This is a genomic window from Kocuria rhizophila DC2201 (genome assembly GCF_000010285.1).
Lineage (GTDB): Bacteria > Actinomycetota > Actinomycetes > Actinomycetales > Micrococcaceae > Kocuria > Kocuria rhizophila_A.
Map to the genome: position 1 here is coordinate 523677 of NC_010617.1, position 18450 is coordinate 542126.

An 18450-nucleotide genomic window follows, 5' to 3' on the forward strand; every position below is an offset into this window, starting at 1 on the left:
ACGACGCCGCTGCGCCCGCGGGTGCCGCCGCGTGCCCTCCCCAGCGGGCCGGGACAGCCGCCGGCGTCCTGCGGGTGACGGGCACCCGGGAGGCGACCGTGCGGCGTCGTCCTACGGGCGGGCGGCGAAGCGCTCGATGAGGTCCACGTGCCCGGAGACGATCAGCAGGTCCCGCGAGGAGACCGTGGTCTCGGGGCGCGCGTAGGTGAAGTCCTCGCCGGGGGACTTCACGCCCACCACGGTCACGCCGTACTTGGAGCGGATGTGGGACTCGCCCAGCGTGAAGCCCTGGGTCTCGCGGGGTGGGTACATCTTGACGATCGCGAAGTCGTCGTCGAACTCGATGTAGTCCAGCAGGCGCCCGGAGACCAGGTGCGCGGTGCGCCGCCCGGCGTCGGCCTCCGGGAAGATCACGTGGTGCGCGCCGATGCGCGCGAGGATCTTGCCGTGCGCGGGGGAGATGGCCTTGGCCCAGATCCGGTCGATGCCCAGGTCCACCAGGTTGGCGGTGATCAGCACCGAGGACTCGATGGACGTGCCCACCCCCACCACGGCCGAGGAGAACTCGGTGGCACCGATCTGGCGCAGGGCGTCCATGTCCGTGGCCTCGGCCTCGACCACGTGGGTGAGCTGCCCGGACATCTTCTGCACGAGCGCGGCGTCCCGTTCCACGCCCAGCACCTCGCGGCCCTGTTGGATCAGCTGCAGTGCGGTGGCCGCGCCGAAGCGGCCCAGACCGACCACCAGCACGGGCGCGGCGTGGGAGGAGTTCTTAGCCAATGATCGGCCTCTCTTCCGGGTAGGAGTACAGCCGCCGCCGGGAACGCAGCGCGAGCGCGGTGGCCACGGTGTTGGTGCCGATGCGGCCCACCAGCATGATCACGGACAGTGCGTACTTGCCCGCGTCCGGGGAGGCCGCGGAGACACCCGTGCTCAGCCCGCACGTGGCGTACGCGGAGATGACTTCGAACAGTACGTGGTCCAGCGGCAGGTGCGTGAGCGAGATCATCACGGCGCAGCCCAGCAGGATCACGGAGGCGCCCATCATGATCACGGAGATCGCGATGCGCAGCACGGAGTCCGGAATGGTGCGGAAGAACGCGATCACGGACTGGTCGCCGCGCGCCTCGGCGAGGATGGCCAGGAAGACGACCGCGAGCGTGGTCACCTTGATCCCACCGGCCGTGGACGCCGAGCCACCCCCGGCGAACATCATGGCGTCCGTGAGCAGCAGGGTGACCTGCGAGGTGTCCGGCATGTCCACCAGGTTGAAGCCGCCCGAGCGCATCATCACGGAGGCGAAGAACCCTTGGAAGATCCGCTCGGACACGGACTTGCCGCCCAGGGTGGCCGGGTTGCTCCACTCCACGGCCAGGAACAGCACCCACGCGAGCACCAGCAGGATGGCCGTGGTGACCACGGTGAGCTTGGCGTTGAGGTTCCACCGGTTGAAGCGGAAGCCCACCTGGCGCAGCACCAGGATCACGGGGAAGCCCAGCGAGCCCACGATCACGCCCACGGACACCGGCAGCAGGATCAGCCACACGGTGGGCCCGGCGTGGTCGTAGGGCACCAGGCCGTCCGTGTGGGGGGTGAAACCGGCGTTGTTGAAGCTGGACACGGCGTAGAACACGCCGTGCCACAGGGCGGTGCCCAGCGGCTCGCCCTCCGCGAGGAAGCCCACGGAGAGCACCACCGCGAGGGCCGCCTCGATGGAGATGGAGGTGATCACGATGATCTGCAGCAGCGAGCCCACCTCGCCCAGGCGCCCGATGTTCAGGGCCTCCTGCGTGATGAGCTTGGACTTCAGCCCCAGCTTCCGCCCGATCGCCAGCGCCAGGATGGAAGTCATGGTCAGGGTGCCCAGACCGCCCACCTGGATGGCCACGAGGATCACCACCTGCCCCAGCACGGACCACTGCGCCGCGGTGGACACCGTGGTCAGTCCCGTGACGGTCACCGCGGAGGTGGCGGTGAACACGGCGTCCACGAAGTGCGTGTGCCGCCCGGGCTGCGCGGACACCGGCAGCCACAGCAGCAGCGCGAAGCCGAGGTCCACGATCACGAACACGATCACGGCCAGCCGGGCGGGGGAGGAATCCGCGACCCGGTCCACGAAGTCGCGCACACCGCGTGCCGCGCGCGAGGTCAGGGGCTCCGTGGTGGGCGCCTCGGTCTCGGACTCCTCCACGGCACTGCACTGTTCGAGCTCGCTCACGGCACCTCCTCGGGAACGTCGCGGGTGGGATCGGGGCGCACGCGGCGGCGCGGGCCCCGGGCTCGTTGCGGGCAACGTCCCCCAGTATCCCCCGTGCCGGTGCGGTGCCGCGACAGCCCCGGGACCCGAGTGGTCTAATGGGCTTGTGACCTCCGCAACAAGGGGCAAGGACGCCCTGCACCCCACCAGCGTCTACTGGGACCCGCAGCTGCTGCAGTACAACTTCGGGGACTACCACCCCATGAGTCCCACGCGCTTGGACGCCACCATGCGCCTGGTGCGCGAGCTGGGCCTGGACACCGCGGAGAACGTGCGGGTCACCGTCCCGGAGGTCCCGGAGGACAGTGTCCTGGAGCTCGTGCACACCCCCGAGTACGTGGCCTCCGTCCACGCCGTCTCCGAGGATCCCACCCGCGAGATCCCCGAGTGCGGGCTGGGCACGGAGGACACCCCCGGCTACGAGGGCATCCACGAGTCCAGTGCCCGGCTGGTGGGCGGCAGCTACCAGGGCGCCATGGACCTGCTCAGCGGCTCGGTGGTGCACGCGGTGAACTTCAGCGGGGGCATGCACCACGCGGCCGCGGACCGAGCCTCGGGCTTCTGCGTGTACAACGACTGCGCCGTGGCCATCCAGCACCTGCTGGACAACGGTGTGCAGCGGGTGCTCTACGTGGACGTGGACGGCCACCACGGGGACGGCACGCAGTCGATCTTCTACAGCGAACCCCGCGTGATGACCATCTCCCTGCACGAGACGGGGCTCTCCCTTTTCCCCGGCTCGGGCTTCGCCAACGAGATCGGTGAGGGCGAGGCCGCGGGCACCGCCGTGAACGTGGCCGTGCCCACCCGCGCGGACGACTCCCAGTGGCTGCGCGCGTTCGACGCCGTGGTCCCGCCCATCGCGCGCGAGTTCCGCCCCGAGGTGATCGTCTCCCAGCACGGCTGCGACTCCCACTTCCAGGACGAGCTCACGCACCTGCGCGTGAGCGTGGACGGGCAGCGCCAGATCGCACTGTCCATGTCCGAGCTGGCGGGGGAGCTGTGCGAGGGCCGCTGGCTGGCCACGGGCGGGGGCGGCTACGACGTCCACGACGCCGTTCCCCGCTCCTGGGCCCACCTGGTGGGCGTGGCCTCCGGGCACCCGGTGGACGTGAGCACCCCCGTGCCGCAGCCCTGGCGGGACTACATGAGCGAGAAGTACGGCGGGCGCCCTCCCGAGTCCATGGGCGACGACGTGGACCTCTGGTGGCGTTCCTGGGAGATCGGCTACGACCCCAACGACGAGACCGACCGCAGCATCATGGCCACGCGCAAGGAGGTCTTCCCCCACTGGGGACTGGACCCCTGGTACGACTGAGCGCACCGGACGGCACCGGACCACGGCCCGGCACCACCCGGGCACCGGATTGGGGCGGACACGTGCGCTCCCACTAGGCTGTTTCCCATGTCCCACGATGCATATTCCGCCTTGTCCGACCCCACCCGACGCCGCATCCTCGCGGCACTGCGGGGCGGTCCGAGGCCCGTGGGCGAGCTGGTCACGGAGCTGGAGGTCTCCCAGCCCACGGTCTCCAAGCACCTCAAGGTGCTGCGGGATGCGCACATGGTCAGCACCCGCGCGCAGGGACAGAAGCGCTTCTACAGCATCGCGCCCGAGCCGCTCACCGAGGTCGCCGACTGGCTCGACGAGCTCGTGGCCGCGGCGGAGGCCGCACCGCAGTCCGCGCCGGTTCCGGAGACGGCGGCCACACCGTCGCACGACGACGCCGCACGGTCGGGGGACGACCCGACCGCGCCTTCCCGGGACCACGCCAACGCGCCCTCCCCGGCCGAGGAGGACGTCACCGAGACCACCCCTCCGACCGGGGACGTCCCCGAGACCTCGCCCACCGTTGGTGCGGACATGCCGTCCCGGACGGCGGGCACCGAGGGGGATGCCGCCGTCGCCGCGCCTGCTGGCCAGGAGGCCGCCCCGGCCGTTGAGCCCGCGGGGGAGGACGTCGCGGAGCCCGCGGAGCTCCCCGCGGCCGAGCCGGAGCGCTCCGTTCCGTGGTTCACGGCGGACGTCACCGAGGTGACCGGGCCCGCGGCGGTCGAGAGCGACGTCGAGCCGGACGGTGCCGCCGTGGACGGCGAGGACGCAGACGCCACCGCTGAGGACGCCGCGGACGAGAGCACCCCGAGCGCCCGGACCGCAACCTCCGGTGAGGACGTGGTGGCCGAGACCGCAGGCTTGCACGCGGACTCCGCGGACGCGGTGGCAAACGTCGAGCACGATCCCGCCGAGGACGTCGCGGACGCGGTGGCGGACGTCGAGCGGGAGACCGCGACCGGAGGGCTCGACGCGGCAGCCGCTAGGGTGGAGGACGATGTCCCCGCCGACTCGACCGCGCAGCCGGGTGCCGCGCACGAGGAGGAGCCCCGCGGCGTCGAGCCCCGCGACCTCCCCGAGGACACCGCCTCACCGGAGCCCGCGGAGCCGATGCGTCCGCGCGGTGGGGCGCATCGCCGTCAGAGCGGTCTGCTGTCCACTCTGACGGGCTTCCGGCGCCGAGGCCGCGGCTCACGCCGCGACTGAGCGCGCATCCGCAGACACTTTCAAGACGGCAGGAGAGACATGCACGAGAAACTGATCCCCATCCGACAGATCATCACGGCACGCAACCCGGGGGAGTCCGAGTTCCACCAGGCCGTGGACGAGGTCTTCGAGTCCCTGGGGCCCGTGGTGGCGCGCCACCCGGAGGTGCTGGACTCCGCGATCGTGGAGCGGATCTGCGAGCCCGAGCGGCAGATCATCTTCCGCGTGCCGTGGGTGGACGACCAGGGCGAGGTGCACATCAACCGCGGCTTCCGCGTGGAGTTCAACTCCGCCCTGGGCCCGTACAAGGGTGGGTTGCGCTTCCACCCCTCGGTGTACCTGGGGATCGTGAAGTTCCTGGGCTTCGAGCAGATCTTCAAGAACGCGCTCACGGGCATGCCCATCGGCGGCGGCAAGGGCGGTTCGGACTTCGACCCCTCCGGGCGCAGCGACGCCGAGATCATGCGCTTCTGCCAGTCCTTCATGACCGAGCTGTACCGCCACATCGGCGAGTACACGGACGTTCCCGCCGGTGACATCGGCGTGGGCGGCCGGGAGATCGGATACCTGTTCGGCCAGTACAAGCGGATCACCAACCGCTACGAGTCCGGTGTGCTCACCGGCAAGGGCCTGTCCTGGGGCGGCTCCCTCGTGCGCACCGAGGCCACCGGCTACGGCGCGGTGATGTTCGCCGAGGAGATGCTCAAGACGCAGGGCAAGACCTTCGAGGGCCGGGACGTGATCGTCTCCGGTTCCGGCAACGTGGCCATCTACGCGATCGAGCGTGCGCAGTCCCTCGGGGCCAAGGCGCTGACCGCCTCGGACTCGGGTGGCTACGTGGTGGACAAGGACGGCATCGACCTGGATCTGCTCAAGCAGATCAAGGAGGTGGAGCGCGGGCGCATGAGCGACTACGCCGAACGCCGCGGCTCCTCCGCCACCTACGTGGCCGGCGGTTCCGTGTGGGACGTCCCGGGATCCGTGGCCCTGCCGTGCGCCACCCAGAACGAGCTCAACGGCCGCCAGGCCAAGACCCTGCTGGAGAACGGCGTGGTGGCCGTGGCCGAGGGTGCGAACATGCCCTGCACCACGGACGCCGTGCACCTCTTCCAGGAGTCGGACGTGCTGTTCGCCCCGGGCAAGGCCGCGAACGCCGGCGGTGTGGCCACCTCCGCCCTGGAGATGCAGCAGAACGCCTCGCGGGACTCGTGGAGCTTCGAGCACACGCAGGACCGGCTGCAGGAGATCATGCGCGGCATCCACGAGACCTGCGCGGAGACCGCGGACGAGTACGGCATGCCCGGCAACTACGTGGCCGGCGCGAACATCTCCGGGTTCATCAAGGTGGCGCGCGCCATGGTGGCCCAGGGCATCATCTGATCACACGCACGGTCACGAGACGTCTCGCAAGGTGGGCCAGCCGCGTCGTGGCGCGGCTGGCCCACCCGCCGAGTCTAGGGTGGGGAACATGGCAACGCATCGAGAGGTTCTGCAGTGGCTCGAGAACGAGCTGTTCGACGGACACCTGGTGCTGGGGCAGCGGCTGCCCACTGACAAGGACCTCGCGGCGATCTTCCGGGTCTCCCGCAGCTCCATGCGCGAGGCGCTGAAGATCCTGGAGGCGCAGGGCATCGTCAAGCTCTTCGAGGGCCCGCACCGCGGGATCCTCCCGATCCTGGTGCGTGAGCCGGCGGCGTCCGCGGGACCGGCGCTGCAGCTGCACATGGCCACCTCCGAGCACCCCCTGCGGGACATCGTGGAGGCCCGGGTGCTGCTGGAGACCGCCGCCCTGCACGCCGCCCAGCAGCGCAGCATCCCCCGTGAGGAGCTGCAGGGGATCATGGCCCAGATGGACCGCGAGGACCTCGGGCTCAAGCAGTTCCACGACCTCTACGTGAGCTTCCACATAGCGCTCGTGAAGTCCTGCGGCAACGCCGTGAACGTGGCGCTGTTCACCGCGCTGCGCGACTCCATCTACGAGTACACGATGGCGCTGGTGGGCCACGTGCCCCTGTGGTCCACCACGTCCAGCCGGATCCGCGCGGAGCACCGCGCGATCGTGGGCGCGCTGGAGGCGGGGGACCGCACCCTGGCGGCCCGGCTCGTGCGGGAGCACATCGAGTACCAGTACGAGGAGGCCGGGGTGGACCCGGACCAGGCCCGCAGCACCACGGCGGACCCCCGCGCACTGGGGGAGGTGGGGCACCCGGGCCCCGCGGCGTCGTCGTCCGCCCCGGGCGAGGAGCACGAGCTGAGCTCGCAGCGCCGGGCGAGCGCGTGAGACCGGCCCTCCGTTTTCGGGCGGGGCGGGGTCACGCGGTAGGCTATGCCGTAGTTTGCCGTTAATCGGATGTTGCCCCTGAGTTCCACGGGGCGGGGTGGCGTCGACTCGCGACCCCCAGCAAACACACTGTCCAGAGAATTGTGAGGGATCCTATGGGTTCGGTCATCAAGAAGCGCCGCAAGCGCATGTCCAAGAAGAAGCACCGCAAGCTGCTTCGCAAGACCCGCCACCAGCGCCGCAACAAGAAGTAGTCGCGCTCGCGCCAGGCCCCGTTCCCGCACCAGGGAACGGGGCCTGTGCCGTGTGCGTAGCATGGGCGCCATGACCGATCACCCCCGCGTTGCCCAGCCGTCCACAGGCCCCGGCGCCCCGGGGAGCCCGGGTGCCGCACGCTCCGCGTCGGCGCGCGCGGGCCACGACGACGCCGCGGGGCCGGGTTCCGGAGCCACGCATCCGGCACGCACCCCGGCCGGGAGCGCCGGAACCGCAGGCAGTGCCGGGACCGCTGGAGCTGCCGGAGCCGCTCACACAGCCGGAACCCCTGGAGCAGTTGGAACCGCCGGAACTGCCCGGCGCACCGGTGGCCTGCTGGCCGGGGTGGACTGGACGCGCCCCCGGCCGCGGCACGAGGTGGTGCTGCTGACGAAACCCGGGTGCCACCTGTGCGACGACGCCCGCGAGGTGGTCCAGCGGGTCTGCGCGCAGACCGGCAGCGCGCTGCGCGAGCAGGACATCACCGGGGACGAGGCGCTCACCCGGGACTACGCCGAGTTCGTGCCCGTGGTCTTCGTGGACGGAGCGGCGTGGGACCGCTGGCGGATCGACGCCGAGCGGCTGCGCTCCGTGCTGGAGTGAGCCGCGGATTGGGGCCTTCCCCCGGGGTTTGAGACACTGGGGCCATGGCTTCCGCAACCGTTCACCTCCTGCGCCACGGCGAGGTCCACAACCCCGAGCACGTGGTCTACGGGCGTCTGCCGGACTACCACCTCTCCGAGAAGGGGGCCCGCATGGCGGAGGCCGCCGCCGCGGACCTCGCCCAGCGGGTGCAGGCGGGGGACGAGATCGTCTACCTGGCCTGCTCCCCGCTGACCCGCACCCGGGAGACCGCCGCCCCGGTGGCGCGCGAGCTGGGCCTGGACGTTCACACGGACGAACGGCTGATCGAGCCGGCCAACCACTTCGAGGGCCTGCACGTGACACCGGCCGAGCTGGCCAGGCCCCGGCACTGGCCCCACCTGCTCAACCCCCTGCGCCCCTCGTGGGGCGAGCCGTACCGCGAGCAGGTCGCGCGCATGGCCGAGGCCGTGCGGGAGATCGCCCGGGAGGCGGTCCGCCGCGGGGGCGACGGCGCCCAGGCCGTGGCCGTGTCCCACCAGCTGCCCATCTGGCTCACCCGCCTCTCCGCGGAGGGCCGGCCCCTGCCGCACGACCCGCGCCGCCGCGAGTGCAACCTGGCCTCCCTCACGTCCCTGACCTTCCGGGACGTCGACGCCGCCGAGGTCCCCACGGTCTCCTACCGCGAGCCGGCCGCGCACCTCTATCCAGGTGTCAACCAGCTTCCCGGCTCATAATCGATGTCCCACCCCACCCGACCCCTTCCAGGTGCTGCCCCCGTGAACTCACTGCCCTCCTCCTCCCGGCGCCCGGCCACCCGAGCACGCGTGCGCACGGGCGTCATTGCCGTGGTGGCCGCGGTGGGTCTCGCACTCACGGGGTGCTCGTCCTCGGACGACAGCCTCGCGCAGCAGGCCAACGCCGGCGGGGACAAGGGCTACGTGGCCGGTGACGGCTCCGTGAGCGAGTACGCCCCGGACAAGCGAGGGGAGCCCGTGGCCTTCGACGCCGCCATGTTCGACGGCTCCACCGTGAGCGCCGAGAGCATGCGCGGCAAGCCCGTGGTGCTGAACTTCTGGTACGCCGGCTGCGCCCCGTGCCGCGCCGAGGCGCCGGACCTCGTGGCGCTGCACGAGGAGTACGGGGACAAGGCCCGGTTCATGGGCGTGAACCTGCGGGACCAGAAGGCCACCGCCGAGGCGTTCGAGCGCACCTTCGGCGTGGACTACCCCTCCGCCACAGACGTCAACGGTGCGGTGCTGCTGGCGCTGAGCGACTACGTCCCGCCGCAGGCCGTGCCCACCACCCTGGTGCTGGACCCGCAGGGCCGGGTGGCAGCGCGCGTGCTGGGCAAGGCGGACAAGTCCACCCTGGACGCGCTCATCAAGGACACGGTGGCCGAGTCCGCATGAACGGCAATCCCTTCGCCGAGGTGATCCTCGACGGCTCACTGATTGCCGCGCTGCCCGTGGCCCTGCTCGCGGGCTTCGTCTCCTTCGCCTCCCCGTGCGTGCTGCCGCTGATCCCCGGGTACCTGGGCTACATCACCGGGCTCACGGGCGCGGACCTGCGCGAGCAGAAGCGCGGGCGGATCTTCTGGGGCGTGCTGCTGTTCGTCCTCGGCTTCTCCGTGGTGTTCGTGGTGATGTCCGTGGTGCTCGCCCAGCTGGGGGCGTTCGCGTGGTTCCTGGGCCAACGCTGGATCATGGTGGTGCTGGGTCTGCTGGTGGCGCTCATGGGCGTGGTGTTCCTGGGCGGCTTCTCGTGGTTCCAGCGCGACCGCAAGATCGAGCGCCGCCCACCTCCCGGGCTGTGGGGTGCACCCGTGCTCGGGATGACCTTCGGGCTGGGCTGGGCGCCGTGCATCGGGCCCACGTTCGCGGCCGTGCAGGCCCTCGCCTACGTGGACGGCGCCTCCACGGGCAAGGCCGTGGTGCTGACCGCCGCCTACTGTCTGGGACTGGGTGTCCCGTTCATCCTCATCGCCCTGGCGCTGCGCCGGGGCATGGGCGCCATGTCCTTCTTCCGCCGCCACCGCCTCACGCTGCAGCGCGTGGGCGGCGTGGTGCTCGTGCTCATCGGGCTGGCCATGGCCACGGGCGTGTGGTCCGCGCTGGTCTCCTGGATCCAGTCCGAATTCGTAACCGATTGGGTGATGCCGATATGACTTCAGCGCGCACTCCGCGTGAGCGGAACCCGAAGCGCTCCGACGTGGAGGTCCCGGCCCTCGGCCCGGTGGGCATGCTGCGCTGGGCGTGGCGGCAGCTGACCAAGATGTCCACCGCGCTGGTGCTGCTGCTGCTGCTCGCGATCGCCGCGGTCCCCGGCTCCCTGTTCCCCCAGCGGGTGCAGGACCCGGACGCCGTGACCAGCTACATCCAGGCCAACCCCACCATGGGGCCCTGGCTGGACCGGCTGCAGCTCTTCGACGTGTACTCGTCCTACTGGTTCTCCTCGATCTACATCCTGCTGTTCATCTCCCTGGTGGGCTGCGTGATCCCGCGCGCGGTGCAGCACTTCAGGGCGTGGCGCTCCAAGCCCCCGCGCACCCCGCGGCGGATCTCCCGCATGCCGCAGTACCGCAAGGTCATGCTCGGCGGGCGGGACGGCGCGCCCGGCCCCACCCCGGACGAGGCCGTGGAGCAAGTCGCGGCCGCCCTGAAGAAGCGCGGCTACCGGGTGGCGCCGCAGGACCTCGGCACCGCGGCGCCGTCGGTGGCCGCGGAGCGCGGGATGCTCAAGGAAGTGGGCAACATCCTCTTCCACGTGGCGCTGCTGGCCGTGCTGATCTCCGTGGCCATCGGCTCCCTCTACGGGTACAAGGGCCAGAAGGTGGTGGTGGAGGGCGAGTCCTTCGTGAACACCCTGGTGGACTACGACTCCTTCAACCCCGGGACCAACTTCGACGCGGACTCGCTCAACCCGTTCTCGGTGCAACTGAAGTCCTTCGAGGCCACCTTCAACCGGGACACCTCGGACCCCAAGCACTACGGCCAGCCCACGGACTTCAACGCGGACCTCACGGTCACGGACAAGCCCGGCGCCACGCCCCAGGACGTCAACCTGGCGGTCAACAAGCCGCTGAACATCGACGGCACCAAGGTGTACCTGGTGGGCAACGGCTACGCCCCCGTGATCCGCGTGAAGGACGGCAAGGGCAACGTGGCGTACGAGGGCCCCGTGGTCACGGTCCCCTCCGACTCCGTGTACACGTCCTCGCTGACCCTCAAGGTCCCGGACGCCGCACCGGACCAGCTGGGCTTCGTGGGGCTGCTGCTGCCCACCGCGGTCTCCCAGGAGGGCCAGATCCCCAAGTCCGTGGACCCGGCGCTGAACAACCCGGCGCTGATCCTCTCCTCGTTCTCCGGGGACCTGGGCCTGGACAGCGGCCAGCCGCAGAACGTGTACGTGCTGGACACCCAGAGGCTCACCGAGCTCAACTCCATGACCTCGGAGAACGGGCCCATCATGCTGGACGCCCAGCACCGCACCGCCGATCTGCCCGACGGCAAGGGCAGCGTGGAGTTCCTGGACGTCAAGCGCTACGTGGGCCTGGACGTGCACAGCGACCCCGGGCGGATCCCGGCGTTCATCTCCTTCCTGGTGGCGTTCGCGGGGCTGATCATGAGCCTGTTCATCGCCCGCCGCCGGGCCTGGGTGCGGGCCACCGAGACGGAGGACGCCAACGGGGTGCGGTGTACTGTTCTGGAGTACGGACTGCTGGCACGCGGTGAGGACCACCGGCTGGGCGCGGAAGCGGAAAAACTGACAGCACTGTGGACGTCACTGTGGGAGGACCGCGGTGTCCGGGAGTTCCACCTGAAATCGTCGGATGAGGCGCAGAACAATGGGTAGCGACATCAATGTGACTTTGGGCAACTGGAGCGAGTGGTTCATGCTCCTGGCCGCCATGACCTACATGGTGGTGTTCGTGGCGTTCGTGTGGGACATGGCCAGCCACTCCAAGACCCTGGGGGTCCAGGAGCAGCGCGCGCGCAAGCGTGCCGAGGCTGCCGCGGAGTCCCCGCAGCTGGTGGCCGCGGGCGCGTCCCGCGGGGCCGGGGCGGCGTCGTCCTCCGGCGGTGGCAGCGTGTCCTCGCGCGAGGCCGCGGGATCGTCCGTGGCGAGCGAGTTCCGCACCTCGGCGGACAACCCCGCCCGCGCGGTGGGCGAGTTCGAGGCCCTGAACTACCGCCGCGACGCCCGCCGCCCCGCGGCCCGGGTGGCCGTGACGCTGATGGTGCTCGCGTTCGCGCTGCACGCCTTCGCCGTGATCTCCCGCGGTGTGGCCGCGGACCGCGTGCCGTGGGCCAACATGTACGAGTTCTGCAGCACCGGCGCCCTGGTGGTCTCGGGCGTGTACCTGGTCACGCTGGCCTTCAAGGACCTGCGCTTCGTGGGCCCCATGGTCTCGGGCCTCGTGCTGACCATGCTGTGCCTGGCCACCATCGCGTTCCCCACGCCGGTGTCCCCGCTGCAGCCCGCCCTGCAGTCCTACTGGCTGATCATCCACGTGTCGATCGCGGTGGCCGCCTCGGGCATCTTCACCATCACGTTCGCCATGGCCGTGCTGCAGCTGCTGCAGTCCCGCCGTGAGAAGCGCCTGGCCGCGGGCGAGGAGTCCCGCATGGGCTTCCTGCGCGCCGTGCCCAACTCGGTGACGCTCGAGAACTTCGCGTTCCGGCTCAACTCCGTGGGCTTCGTGTTCTGGACCTTCACCCTGGCCGCTGGCGCCATCTGGGCGGACCAGGCGTGGGGCCGCTTCTGGGGCTGGGACACCAAGGAGGTCTGGACCTTCGTGGTGTGGACCGTCTACGCCGCCTACATGCACGCCCGCGTGACCCGCGGCTGGAACGGCAACCGTTCCGCGTGGCTGGCGATCGCCGGCTACCTGTGCGTGGTCTTCAACTTCACCGTGGTCAACACGCTGTTCCCGGGGCTGCACTCCTACTCGGGTCTGTGACCTCGCGGCCGGGTGGCGCCGACGACGCCGCCCGCGCCCCCATACGGCAGAGCCCGCCTCCGCATGTGCTTGCGGAGGCGGGCTCTTTTCGTGTGCATCCCGGGGTGCAGGAGACGGGCCCGGGTGCGGCGGAGACCACCGCCTGCGTCAGGATCGCGGGTCGGTGTCCTCTGCTGCGGGGTGGTTCTCGGTCGGGCCCTCGTCACCCGGGTTCTCCCGGCGGGGCTGCGGTTCTCGCGGATCAGTGCCGCGGGAATCGGTGCCCTGTGAATCGGTGCCGCGGAAATTGGTGCCTCGGGAATCGGCGTCCGGGGCGCTCGTGCCGTCCTCGGCGTCGTCCGTGCCGGGGCGGGCGCCGGGGGCGCGGCCCGTGCGCTTGAGCTCGTTCTCCCACTCCTGCAACCGGCGTGCCTGCTCCTGCTGCTTGCGGCGCTCCTCGAGGTTGCGCAGGAACTGGGGGTCGTCGTCCGGCCCGCGGCCGCGCTCGGGGGCGCGGGCGGCGTCGTCCTGCCGGGGGCGTCCGAAGAAGAGCCACAGCAGCGCGCCCACCACCGGCAGCAGCAGGATCACCAGCAGCCAGGCGCCCTTGGGGATGGCCCGCACGCGGTACCGGTCCGACTGCGCACACTCGATGAGCGCGTAGATGATGACGCCCACCGCGAGCGCACCCGCGGTGATGATGAGAATCGCTCTGCCCATGCGTGTCATCCTAGGCGAGCGGGCCGGGTGCACCCCGTTCATGGCGCGCGGTCCGGGGAAGCGGCGGGCACGAGCGCCGCGGCGCCGTGCGCCGACCGTGCCCGGGAGCCGGGCGTGGCCGGGCGGGGGCGGCGGGCAGGGCGGCGTCGCGGACGTGGGCGGTGACGGACAGCGGGCACGCACCTCGCACGCACCCACCGGCCCAGCGAGGTTGTGCGGGGACGGGGCGGGCGCCCACCGGGGGCGTGCCCCCGGGGAGCACCCAGGGCGCACGCTTAGACTGGTGCCGTGAACTTCGTGAAGTATTCCCTGCTGCGCCTGGGCATCCTGGTGGTCCTGTTCCTGCTGTTCATGCTCGCGGGCCTGGGACTCGTGTTCTCCGGGATCGCCGCCGTGCTGGCCGCGTTTGCCATCTGCTACATCTTCTTCCCCAAGCTGCACTATGCCGCCGGGCAGGACTTCCACCGCTTCATCTCCCGCTCGCCCAAGCCCGCCAACCGCGTGGCGCTGGAGGACCAGGAGATCGAGGACACGTACACGGACGCCGAGTCCCGCAAGGACGTCTGAGCGGGCTCAGCCCACGTACTGGTAGACCAGCACCGCCACCGCGTACAGCACGGTGACACCCAGGTTGATGAACCCGCACTGTTTGAGCACGGGGATCAGCTCGCGCCGCTCGGGGGTCTGGAGCACCGTGCTCGCCGCGCCCACGGCCAGCGGGCTCATGGCGTAGACCAGCAGCACCCAGGGGTTGTGGGGCACCAGCAGCAGCGGCAGGAGCATGCCCACGAGCAGCTCCGCCGTGAACGCGAGGCGCGCCCGGGGATCGCCGAGCCGCACCGCCAGGGTCTGCTTGCCCACCTCCCGGTCACCGGGGATGTCCCGCACGTTGTTGGCCATGAGCAGCGCGCACGCGAACAGCCCGGTGGAGACGGACATGACCCACGCGTCCGCGTTCAGCCGCCCCGCCTGGGTGAGCGTGGTGCCCAGGGTGGCCACGAGCCCGAAGAAGATGAACACGAACACGTCCCCGAGGCCCATGTAGCCGTAGGGTTTGCGCCCGCCCGTGTAGCCCCAGGCCGCGGCAATCGCCAGCAGACCCACGAGCGCGAGCCACCACTGCTGGGAGAGCACCACGAGCGCGGCACCGGCCAGCGCGGCCACCCCGAAGCACGCGAACGCGGCCAGCCTGACCTGGTGGGGAGCGGCGGCCCCGGAGCCGGTGAGCCGCAGGGGCCCCACGCGCTCGTCATCGGTGCCGCGCACGCCGTCCGAGTAGTCGTTGGCGTAGTTCACACCCACCTGCAGGGCAAGCGCGACGACCAGCGCGAGCAGCGCCGGGCCGATCCGCGCGCCGAACATGGCCTGCGCGGCCGCGGTTCCGGCGATCACGGGTGCCGCGGCCATGGGCAGTGTGCGGAGCCGCGCCCCCTCGACCCACTGAGCTGGTGTGGCCACGGTGCAACCTTTCGTGAACTGACGGCGAATTCATCCCATTGTCCCACGCGCTGTGCAGGTGCACATGCCACCGGGCGCCCGGGGTTGTCGGGCCTGTCGGCGCACGATGCCGCCCGCCCCGGCCGATGCCCCGGGCGTCCGGGGAGGGCGTGGGGGTGGGCCAGGGGACTGCGACAGGGACGTCCAACCGGTGGGGGTCCCCGCGGCGCAGGGCGGCGAGCTCTGACGTGTCGGGCGTTCGGTGCTGCCGGAACGGGTCAGGGGGCCTCCACCGTGGTCTCCCGCAGCTCGGGATTCCAGCGGCGCAGCGCGGTGACCTCCAGGATCTCCGGCGCCGGGCTGGCACCGAGGACCTCGAGGGCCCGGGCCACGGTGGGCCCGTCCATACGCTTGGCCAGGGTCACGTGCGGGACCCACGGCCGGGACTCCTCGGGGCCGTCCGTTTGCAGAGCCCGGAGGTCCTCGACGGCCGTGAGCACCGCGGCCGGGACCGCCAGCGCCTCGGCCAGCACCCACGGGCCCCTGCCCAGGACCACGAGGCCCGTGACGGGCAGGGTGCACGGCAGCAGGGTCCCGAACAGCTCCCTGGCACGCTGCAGCACCGACTCCTCGAAGCGCGGTGCGGACAGCACCGTCACGTGCGGGGCGTTGGATGATCCGCGGTGGCGGGCCAGGTTGGGCAGCCCCGCGCGCTCGAGGGCGTCCCAGCGCTCACGGATCGCGGCGTCGTGGGCGGGGGAGAACACGAGGTCCAGGGAGTGCAGGGGCATGGATCCTCCGGTCAGGACGAAGCGCGGTCCGGGTGCTGGGGCCCCTGCCGGGGTGCACTCGGTCGCTCGTCCGACGCCTGCGGGGGTGCTGCGGGTTCCTCGGTGAACAACGCCCCGGCGGCCCTGCGGTCCGGCTTGCCGGTGGTCAGCAGCGGCAGGTGCGCCACGTGGCGCCACTGCTTGGGAACGGCGGGGGCGCCCAGGCGTTCGCGGACGGCCCGGGAGAGGTCGTGCTCCAGATCCCGATGCTCGGGGGAGGAGCCCTGCGACCGGGTGCCTTCGTGGGATCGGGGATTCCGCGCGGCCACGACCGCGGCCACGGTCTGCCCCCACTCCGGGTGCGCCACCGGCACCACGAGCGCCTGGCGGACCCGTTCATCCGCCAGCAGCACCTCGGCGACCCGACCCGCGGAGACCTTCACGCCGCCGGTGTTGATCACGTCGTCGGTGCGGCCCAGCACGGTGAGCCGGCCGTGCTCGTCCAGGCTGCCGAGGTCGTCGGTGCGGTACCAGCGCCGCCCGTCCGCCACGCGGAAGTGCGCGGCGGTTTGCTCGGGGTCGTCCAGGTAGCCCGAGGCAACCACCTCACCTCCCAGCCAGATGCGGCCCTCGACCGGTGCCACCGGGGACGGTTCACTGGCAGAACCTGCCGCCACGGAGGGAGCCACCGCCGACCCCGCCTCTGCGGGCAAGGTCCCCGCAGCCCCCACCTCTGCGGGCGAGTTCCCCACCGGCCCATCCTCGGCAGAGGAAGTTCCCATGGACTGCTCCTCGGCGGGAGGGGTGCTCGGTGCGGGGATGTGCGCGAGGTGGGGATCGGCGTCGTCGGGCAGGAGGCGGACGGTGACCGTGTCGAGAGGCACCCCGTTGTAGACGCAGCCCCCGCACGTCTCCGACATGCCGTACGTGCGGACCACCCGCACTCCGGAGGCGTCGGCCAGGGCCGCCAGCGCAGGGGAGAGGGGGGAGCCGCCCACGAGCACGGCGTCGAAGCGCGTGAGCGCCGCCACCGCGCGGGAATCCGGGGAGCCGTCCGCCGGGTCCAGGATGCGCTGCAGCTGGGTGGGCACCACGGACACGTAGCGCACCGCGTGGTCCATGCTCTCGGCGGCATGTGCGAACGCCTCGGGGGTGAAGTGCTCCGCGCCCAGGACCACCGGGGTGGTGCCCGCGAGCACCGAGCGTGCCAGGACCTGCACCCCGGCCACGTAGTGCGCGGGCAGGCACAGCATCCACTGGCCGGGCCCGGAGGTTGCGCGCTCGGTGGCCCGTCCGGAGGCGGTCAGGGCCTCCGAACTCAGCACGGTCTTCTTGGGGCGTCCCGTGGAGCCCGAGGTGGCCACGACCACCGCGGGCCCCGGGCGGGACAGCACCGCCCGCAGCCGGGGCAGCAGCTCGGCGGGGTCCCCCGCCACGGGGCCGTCCAGCAGCACGACGTCGCTCGGCAGCTCCGCGGCCTGCGGGGCGTCGAGCGGGTGGCCAGGCTCTGGTCCGGAAACGGAGGAGCCGGACCCGCGGGGGGCGGGCACGGCGTCGTCGTCGGGGAAGGGGGTGGAACCGGGGCTCACGCGGCGGCTCAGAAGTAGTAGGGGAACGCGGACCAGTCCGGGTCCCGCTTCTGCAGGAAGGCGTCGCGGCCCTCCACGGCTTCGTCCGTCATGTAACCCATGCGGGTGGCCTCCCCGGCGAAGACCTGCTGGCCCACCATGCCGTCGTCCGGGAGGTTGAACGCGTACTTGAGCATGCGCACGGCCTGCGGGGACTGGGCGGTGATCTTCCGGGCCCACTCCAGGGCGGTGGACTCGAGCTCGGCGTGGGGGACCACGCGGTTCACGGCACCCATGCGGTGCATGTCCTCGGCGGAATACTCATCGGCCAGGAAGAAGATCTCCCGGGCGAACTTCTGGCCCACCTGGCGGGCGAGCAGCGCGGAACCGTAGCCGGCGTCGAACGAGCCCACGGTGGCGTCCGTCTGCTTGAACTTCCCGTGCTCGGCGGAGGCGATGGTGAGGTCGCACACCACGTGCAGCGAGTGCCCGCCGCCAGCGGCCCAGCCCGAGACCGCCGCGATCACCACCTTGGGCATCGTGCGGATCAGGCGCTGCACCTCCAGGATGTGCAGGCGCCCGGCGCGGGCGGGGTCGATGGAGTCCGCGGTCTCGCCCTCGGCGTAGTGGTAGCCGTCCCGGCCGCGGATGCGCTGGTCCCCGCCGGAGCAGAACGCCCAGCCGCCGTCCTTGGCGGAGGGTCCGTTGCCGGTGAGGATCACGGCGCCCACGTCCGAGGACATGCGGGCGTGGTCCAGCGTGCGGTAGAGCTCGTCCACGGTGCCGGGGCGGAACGCGTTGCGCACCTCCGGACGGTCGAACGCGATGCGCACCCACGGGAGGTCCTTCACCACGGCGCCGCTGGCATCCCGCTCCACCCCGCGGTGGTAGGTGATGTCCTGCAGATCGGTGAAGCCCTCCACGGGCCGCCACTGCTGGGGGTCGAAGATCCCGGACACCCGGTCCGGAAGTTGCGCGTTGGTCATGGGTACCACTGTAGGACGGGGTGGGCGGTGCCCTCGCCCGCCCTCGATGGCCGGTGCCACCCCCGCCCGCCCGGGCACCTGCATTTGCTCTGTCAGTGCAGATTTCGGGTCGC

19 protein-coding genes are annotated in these 18450 nt (G+C 71.4%); 12 read left to right on the forward strand and 7 right to left on the reverse strand.

The window, feature by feature from the left end; translation table 11 throughout:
• Window positions 1–111: 111 nt before the first annotated feature.
• Both KRH_RS02325 and KRH_RS02330 read right to left on the reverse strand, forming a co-directional pair.
• A complete protein-coding gene (locus tag KRH_RS02325) occupies window positions 112–780 on the reverse strand; it encodes a potassium channel family protein (protein WP_012397553.1) in 669 nt (222 codons plus the stop codon).
• A complete protein-coding gene (locus KRH_RS02330) occupies window positions 773–2218 on the reverse strand; it encodes a TrkH family potassium uptake protein (RefSeq protein WP_012397554.1) in 1446 nt (481 codons plus the stop codon). The genes KRH_RS02325 and KRH_RS02330 overlap by 8 nt, the downstream gene beginning before the upstream one ends.
• A gap of 145 nt (window positions 2219–2363) precedes the next feature.
• On the opposite strand from KRH_RS02330, the gene KRH_RS02335 reads away from it, so the two are divergent.
• The 11 genes from KRH_RS02335 to ccsB all read left to right on the forward strand — a co-directional run bounded on the left by KRH_RS02335 (window position 2364) and on the right by ccsB (window position 12877).
• Window positions 2364–3575 carry an acetoin utilization protein AcuC gene (locus KRH_RS02335; RefSeq protein WP_012397555.1) on the forward strand — a complete coding sequence of 404 codons (1212 nt, stop codon included), beginning with the start codon at window positions 2364–2366 and terminating at the stop codon, window positions 3573–3575.
• A gap of 87 nt (window positions 3576–3662) precedes the next feature.
• The gene (locus KRH_RS12450) at window positions 3663–4796 is read left to right on the forward strand and encodes an ArsR/SmtB family transcription factor (protein WP_012397556.1); all 1134 of its coding nucleotides are present in this window, start codon (window positions 3663–3665) and stop codon (window positions 4794–4796) included.
• A 39-nt stretch (window positions 4797–4835) separates the two neighbouring features.
• Window positions 4836–6176 (forward strand): NADP-specific glutamate dehydrogenase, encoded by a 1341-nt coding sequence (gene gdhA / locus KRH_RS02345; protein ID WP_012397557.1) that lies wholly within the window; start codon window positions 4836–4838, stop codon window positions 6174–6176.
• 88 nt (window positions 6177–6264) lie between these two features.
• Window positions 6265–7077, forward strand: a complete 813-nt coding sequence (locus KRH_RS02350) for a FadR/GntR family transcriptional regulator (protein ID WP_041297286.1) — start codon at window positions 6265–6267, stop codon at window positions 7075–7077.
• A 155-nt stretch (window positions 7078–7232) separates the two neighbouring features.
• A complete protein-coding gene (locus KRH_RS11990) occupies window positions 7233–7331 on the forward strand; it encodes a 30S ribosomal protein bS22 (RefSeq protein ID WP_005504750.1) in 99 nt (32 codons plus the stop codon).
• A 346-nt stretch (window positions 7332–7677) separates the two neighbouring features.
• The gene (locus tag KRH_RS12550) at window positions 7678–7935 is read left to right on the forward strand and encodes a glutaredoxin family protein (protein ID WP_041297287.1); all 258 of its coding nucleotides are present in this window, start codon (window positions 7678–7680) and stop codon (window positions 7933–7935) included.
• 44 nt (window positions 7936–7979) lie between these two features.
• The gene (locus tag KRH_RS02360; protein WP_012397560.1) at window positions 7980–8651 is read left to right on the forward strand and encodes a histidine phosphatase family protein; all 672 of its coding nucleotides are present in this window, start codon (window positions 7980–7982) and stop codon (window positions 8649–8651) included.
• A gap of 42 nt (window positions 8652–8693) precedes the next feature.
• Complete coding sequence (locus tag KRH_RS02365; RefSeq protein ID WP_041297288.1) at window positions 8694–9326, forward strand: TlpA family protein disulfide reductase; 633 nt, start codon at window positions 8694–8696, stop codon at window positions 9324–9326.
• Window positions 9323–10081, forward strand: coding sequence for a cytochrome c biogenesis CcdA family protein (locus KRH_RS02370; protein ID WP_012397562.1), 759 nt, complete (start codon window positions 9323–9325; stop codon window positions 10079–10081). Before KRH_RS02365 ends, KRH_RS02370 begins: the two co-directional genes overlap by 4 nt.
• Window positions 10078–11769, forward strand: a complete 1692-nt coding sequence (gene resB, locus KRH_RS02375; RefSeq protein WP_012397563.1) for a cytochrome c biogenesis protein ResB — start codon at window positions 10078–10080, stop codon at window positions 11767–11769. Before KRH_RS02370 ends, resB begins: the two co-directional genes overlap by 4 nt.
• Before the next feature lie 40 nt (window positions 11770–11809).
• Window positions 11810–12877: a c-type cytochrome biogenesis protein CcsB gene (gene ccsB / locus KRH_RS02380; protein ID WP_012397564.1), complete on the forward strand. Its 1068-nt coding sequence runs from the start codon at window positions 11810–11812 to the stop codon at window positions 12875–12877.
• A 147-nt stretch (window positions 12878–13024) separates the two neighbouring features.
• Here ccsB and KRH_RS02385 read toward each other — a convergent pair whose 3' ends face one another.
• Window positions 13025–13576 carry a PLDc N-terminal domain-containing protein gene (locus tag KRH_RS02385; protein ID WP_012397565.1) on the reverse strand — a complete coding sequence of 184 codons (552 nt, stop codon included), beginning with the start codon at window positions 13574–13576 and terminating at the stop codon, window positions 13025–13027.
• A 288-nt stretch (window positions 13577–13864) separates the two neighbouring features.
• Between KRH_RS02385 and KRH_RS02390 the strand changes: the two genes are divergently transcribed.
• Window positions 13865–14143: a DUF4229 domain-containing protein gene (locus KRH_RS02390; RefSeq protein WP_012397566.1), complete on the forward strand. Its 279-nt coding sequence runs from the start codon at window positions 13865–13867 to the stop codon at window positions 14141–14143.
• 6 nt (window positions 14144–14149) lie between these two features.
• Here KRH_RS02390 and KRH_RS02395 read toward each other — a convergent pair whose 3' ends face one another.
• The 4 genes from KRH_RS02395 to KRH_RS02410 form a co-directional block, all read right to left on the reverse strand.
• Window positions 14150–15034: a 1,4-dihydroxy-2-naphthoate polyprenyltransferase gene (locus KRH_RS02395; protein WP_012397567.1), complete on the reverse strand. Its 885-nt coding sequence runs from the start codon at window positions 15032–15034 to the stop codon at window positions 14150–14152.
• A 257-nt stretch (window positions 15035–15291) separates the two neighbouring features.
• Window positions 15292–15804, reverse strand: coding sequence for a 2'-5' RNA ligase family protein (locus KRH_RS02400; protein ID WP_012397568.1), 513 nt, complete (start codon window positions 15802–15804; stop codon window positions 15292–15294).
• 11 nt (window positions 15805–15815) lie between these two features.
• Entirely contained in the window at window positions 15816–17372 is a 1557-nt protein-coding gene (locus KRH_RS02405; RefSeq protein ID WP_012397569.1) for an AMP-binding protein, read from the reverse strand.
• An 8-nt stretch (window positions 17373–17380) separates the two neighbouring features.
• A complete protein-coding gene (locus KRH_RS02410) occupies window positions 17381–18337 on the reverse strand; it encodes a 1,4-dihydroxy-2-naphthoyl-CoA synthase (protein ID WP_041297290.1) in 957 nt (318 codons plus the stop codon).
• Window positions 18338–18450 lie beyond the last annotated feature (113 nt).

Coding starts and splice junctions, on each gene's coding strand:
- KRH_RS02410 (WP_041297290.1), bottom strand. CDS start 18,337: ATGACCAACGCGCAACTTCCGGACCGGGTGTCCGGGATCTTCGACCCC.
- KRH_RS02400 (WP_012397568.1), bottom strand. CDS start 15,804: ATGCCCCTGCACTCCCTGGACCTCGTGTTCTCCCCCGCCCACGACGCC.
- resB (WP_012397563.1), top strand. CDS start 10,078: ATGACTTCAGCGCGCACTCCGCGTGAGCGGAACCCGAAGCGCTCCGAC.
- ccsB (WP_012397564.1), top strand. CDS start 11,810: ATGCTCCTGGCCGCCATGACCTACATGGTGGTGTTCGTGGCGTTCGTG.
- KRH_RS11990 (WP_005504750.1), top strand. CDS start 7,233: ATGGGTTCGGTCATCAAGAAGCGCCGCAAGCGCATGTCCAAGAAGAAG.
- KRH_RS12450 (WP_012397556.1), top strand. CDS start 3,663: ATGTCCCACGATGCATATTCCGCCTTGTCCGACCCCACCCGACGCCGC.
- KRH_RS02370 (WP_012397562.1), top strand. CDS start 9,323: ATGAACGGCAATCCCTTCGCCGAGGTGATCCTCGACGGCTCACTGATT.
- gdhA (WP_012397557.1), top strand. CDS start 4,836: ATGCACGAGAAACTGATCCCCATCCGACAGATCATCACGGCACGCAAC.
- KRH_RS02385 (WP_012397565.1), bottom strand. CDS start 13,576: ATGGGCAGAGCGATTCTCATCATCACCGCGGGTGCGCTCGCGGTGGGC.
- KRH_RS02360 (WP_012397560.1), top strand. CDS start 7,980: ATGGCTTCCGCAACCGTTCACCTCCTGCGCCACGGCGAGGTCCACAAC.
- KRH_RS02350 (WP_041297286.1), top strand. CDS start 6,265: ATGGCAACGCATCGAGAGGTTCTGCAGTGGCTCGAGAACGAGCTGTTC.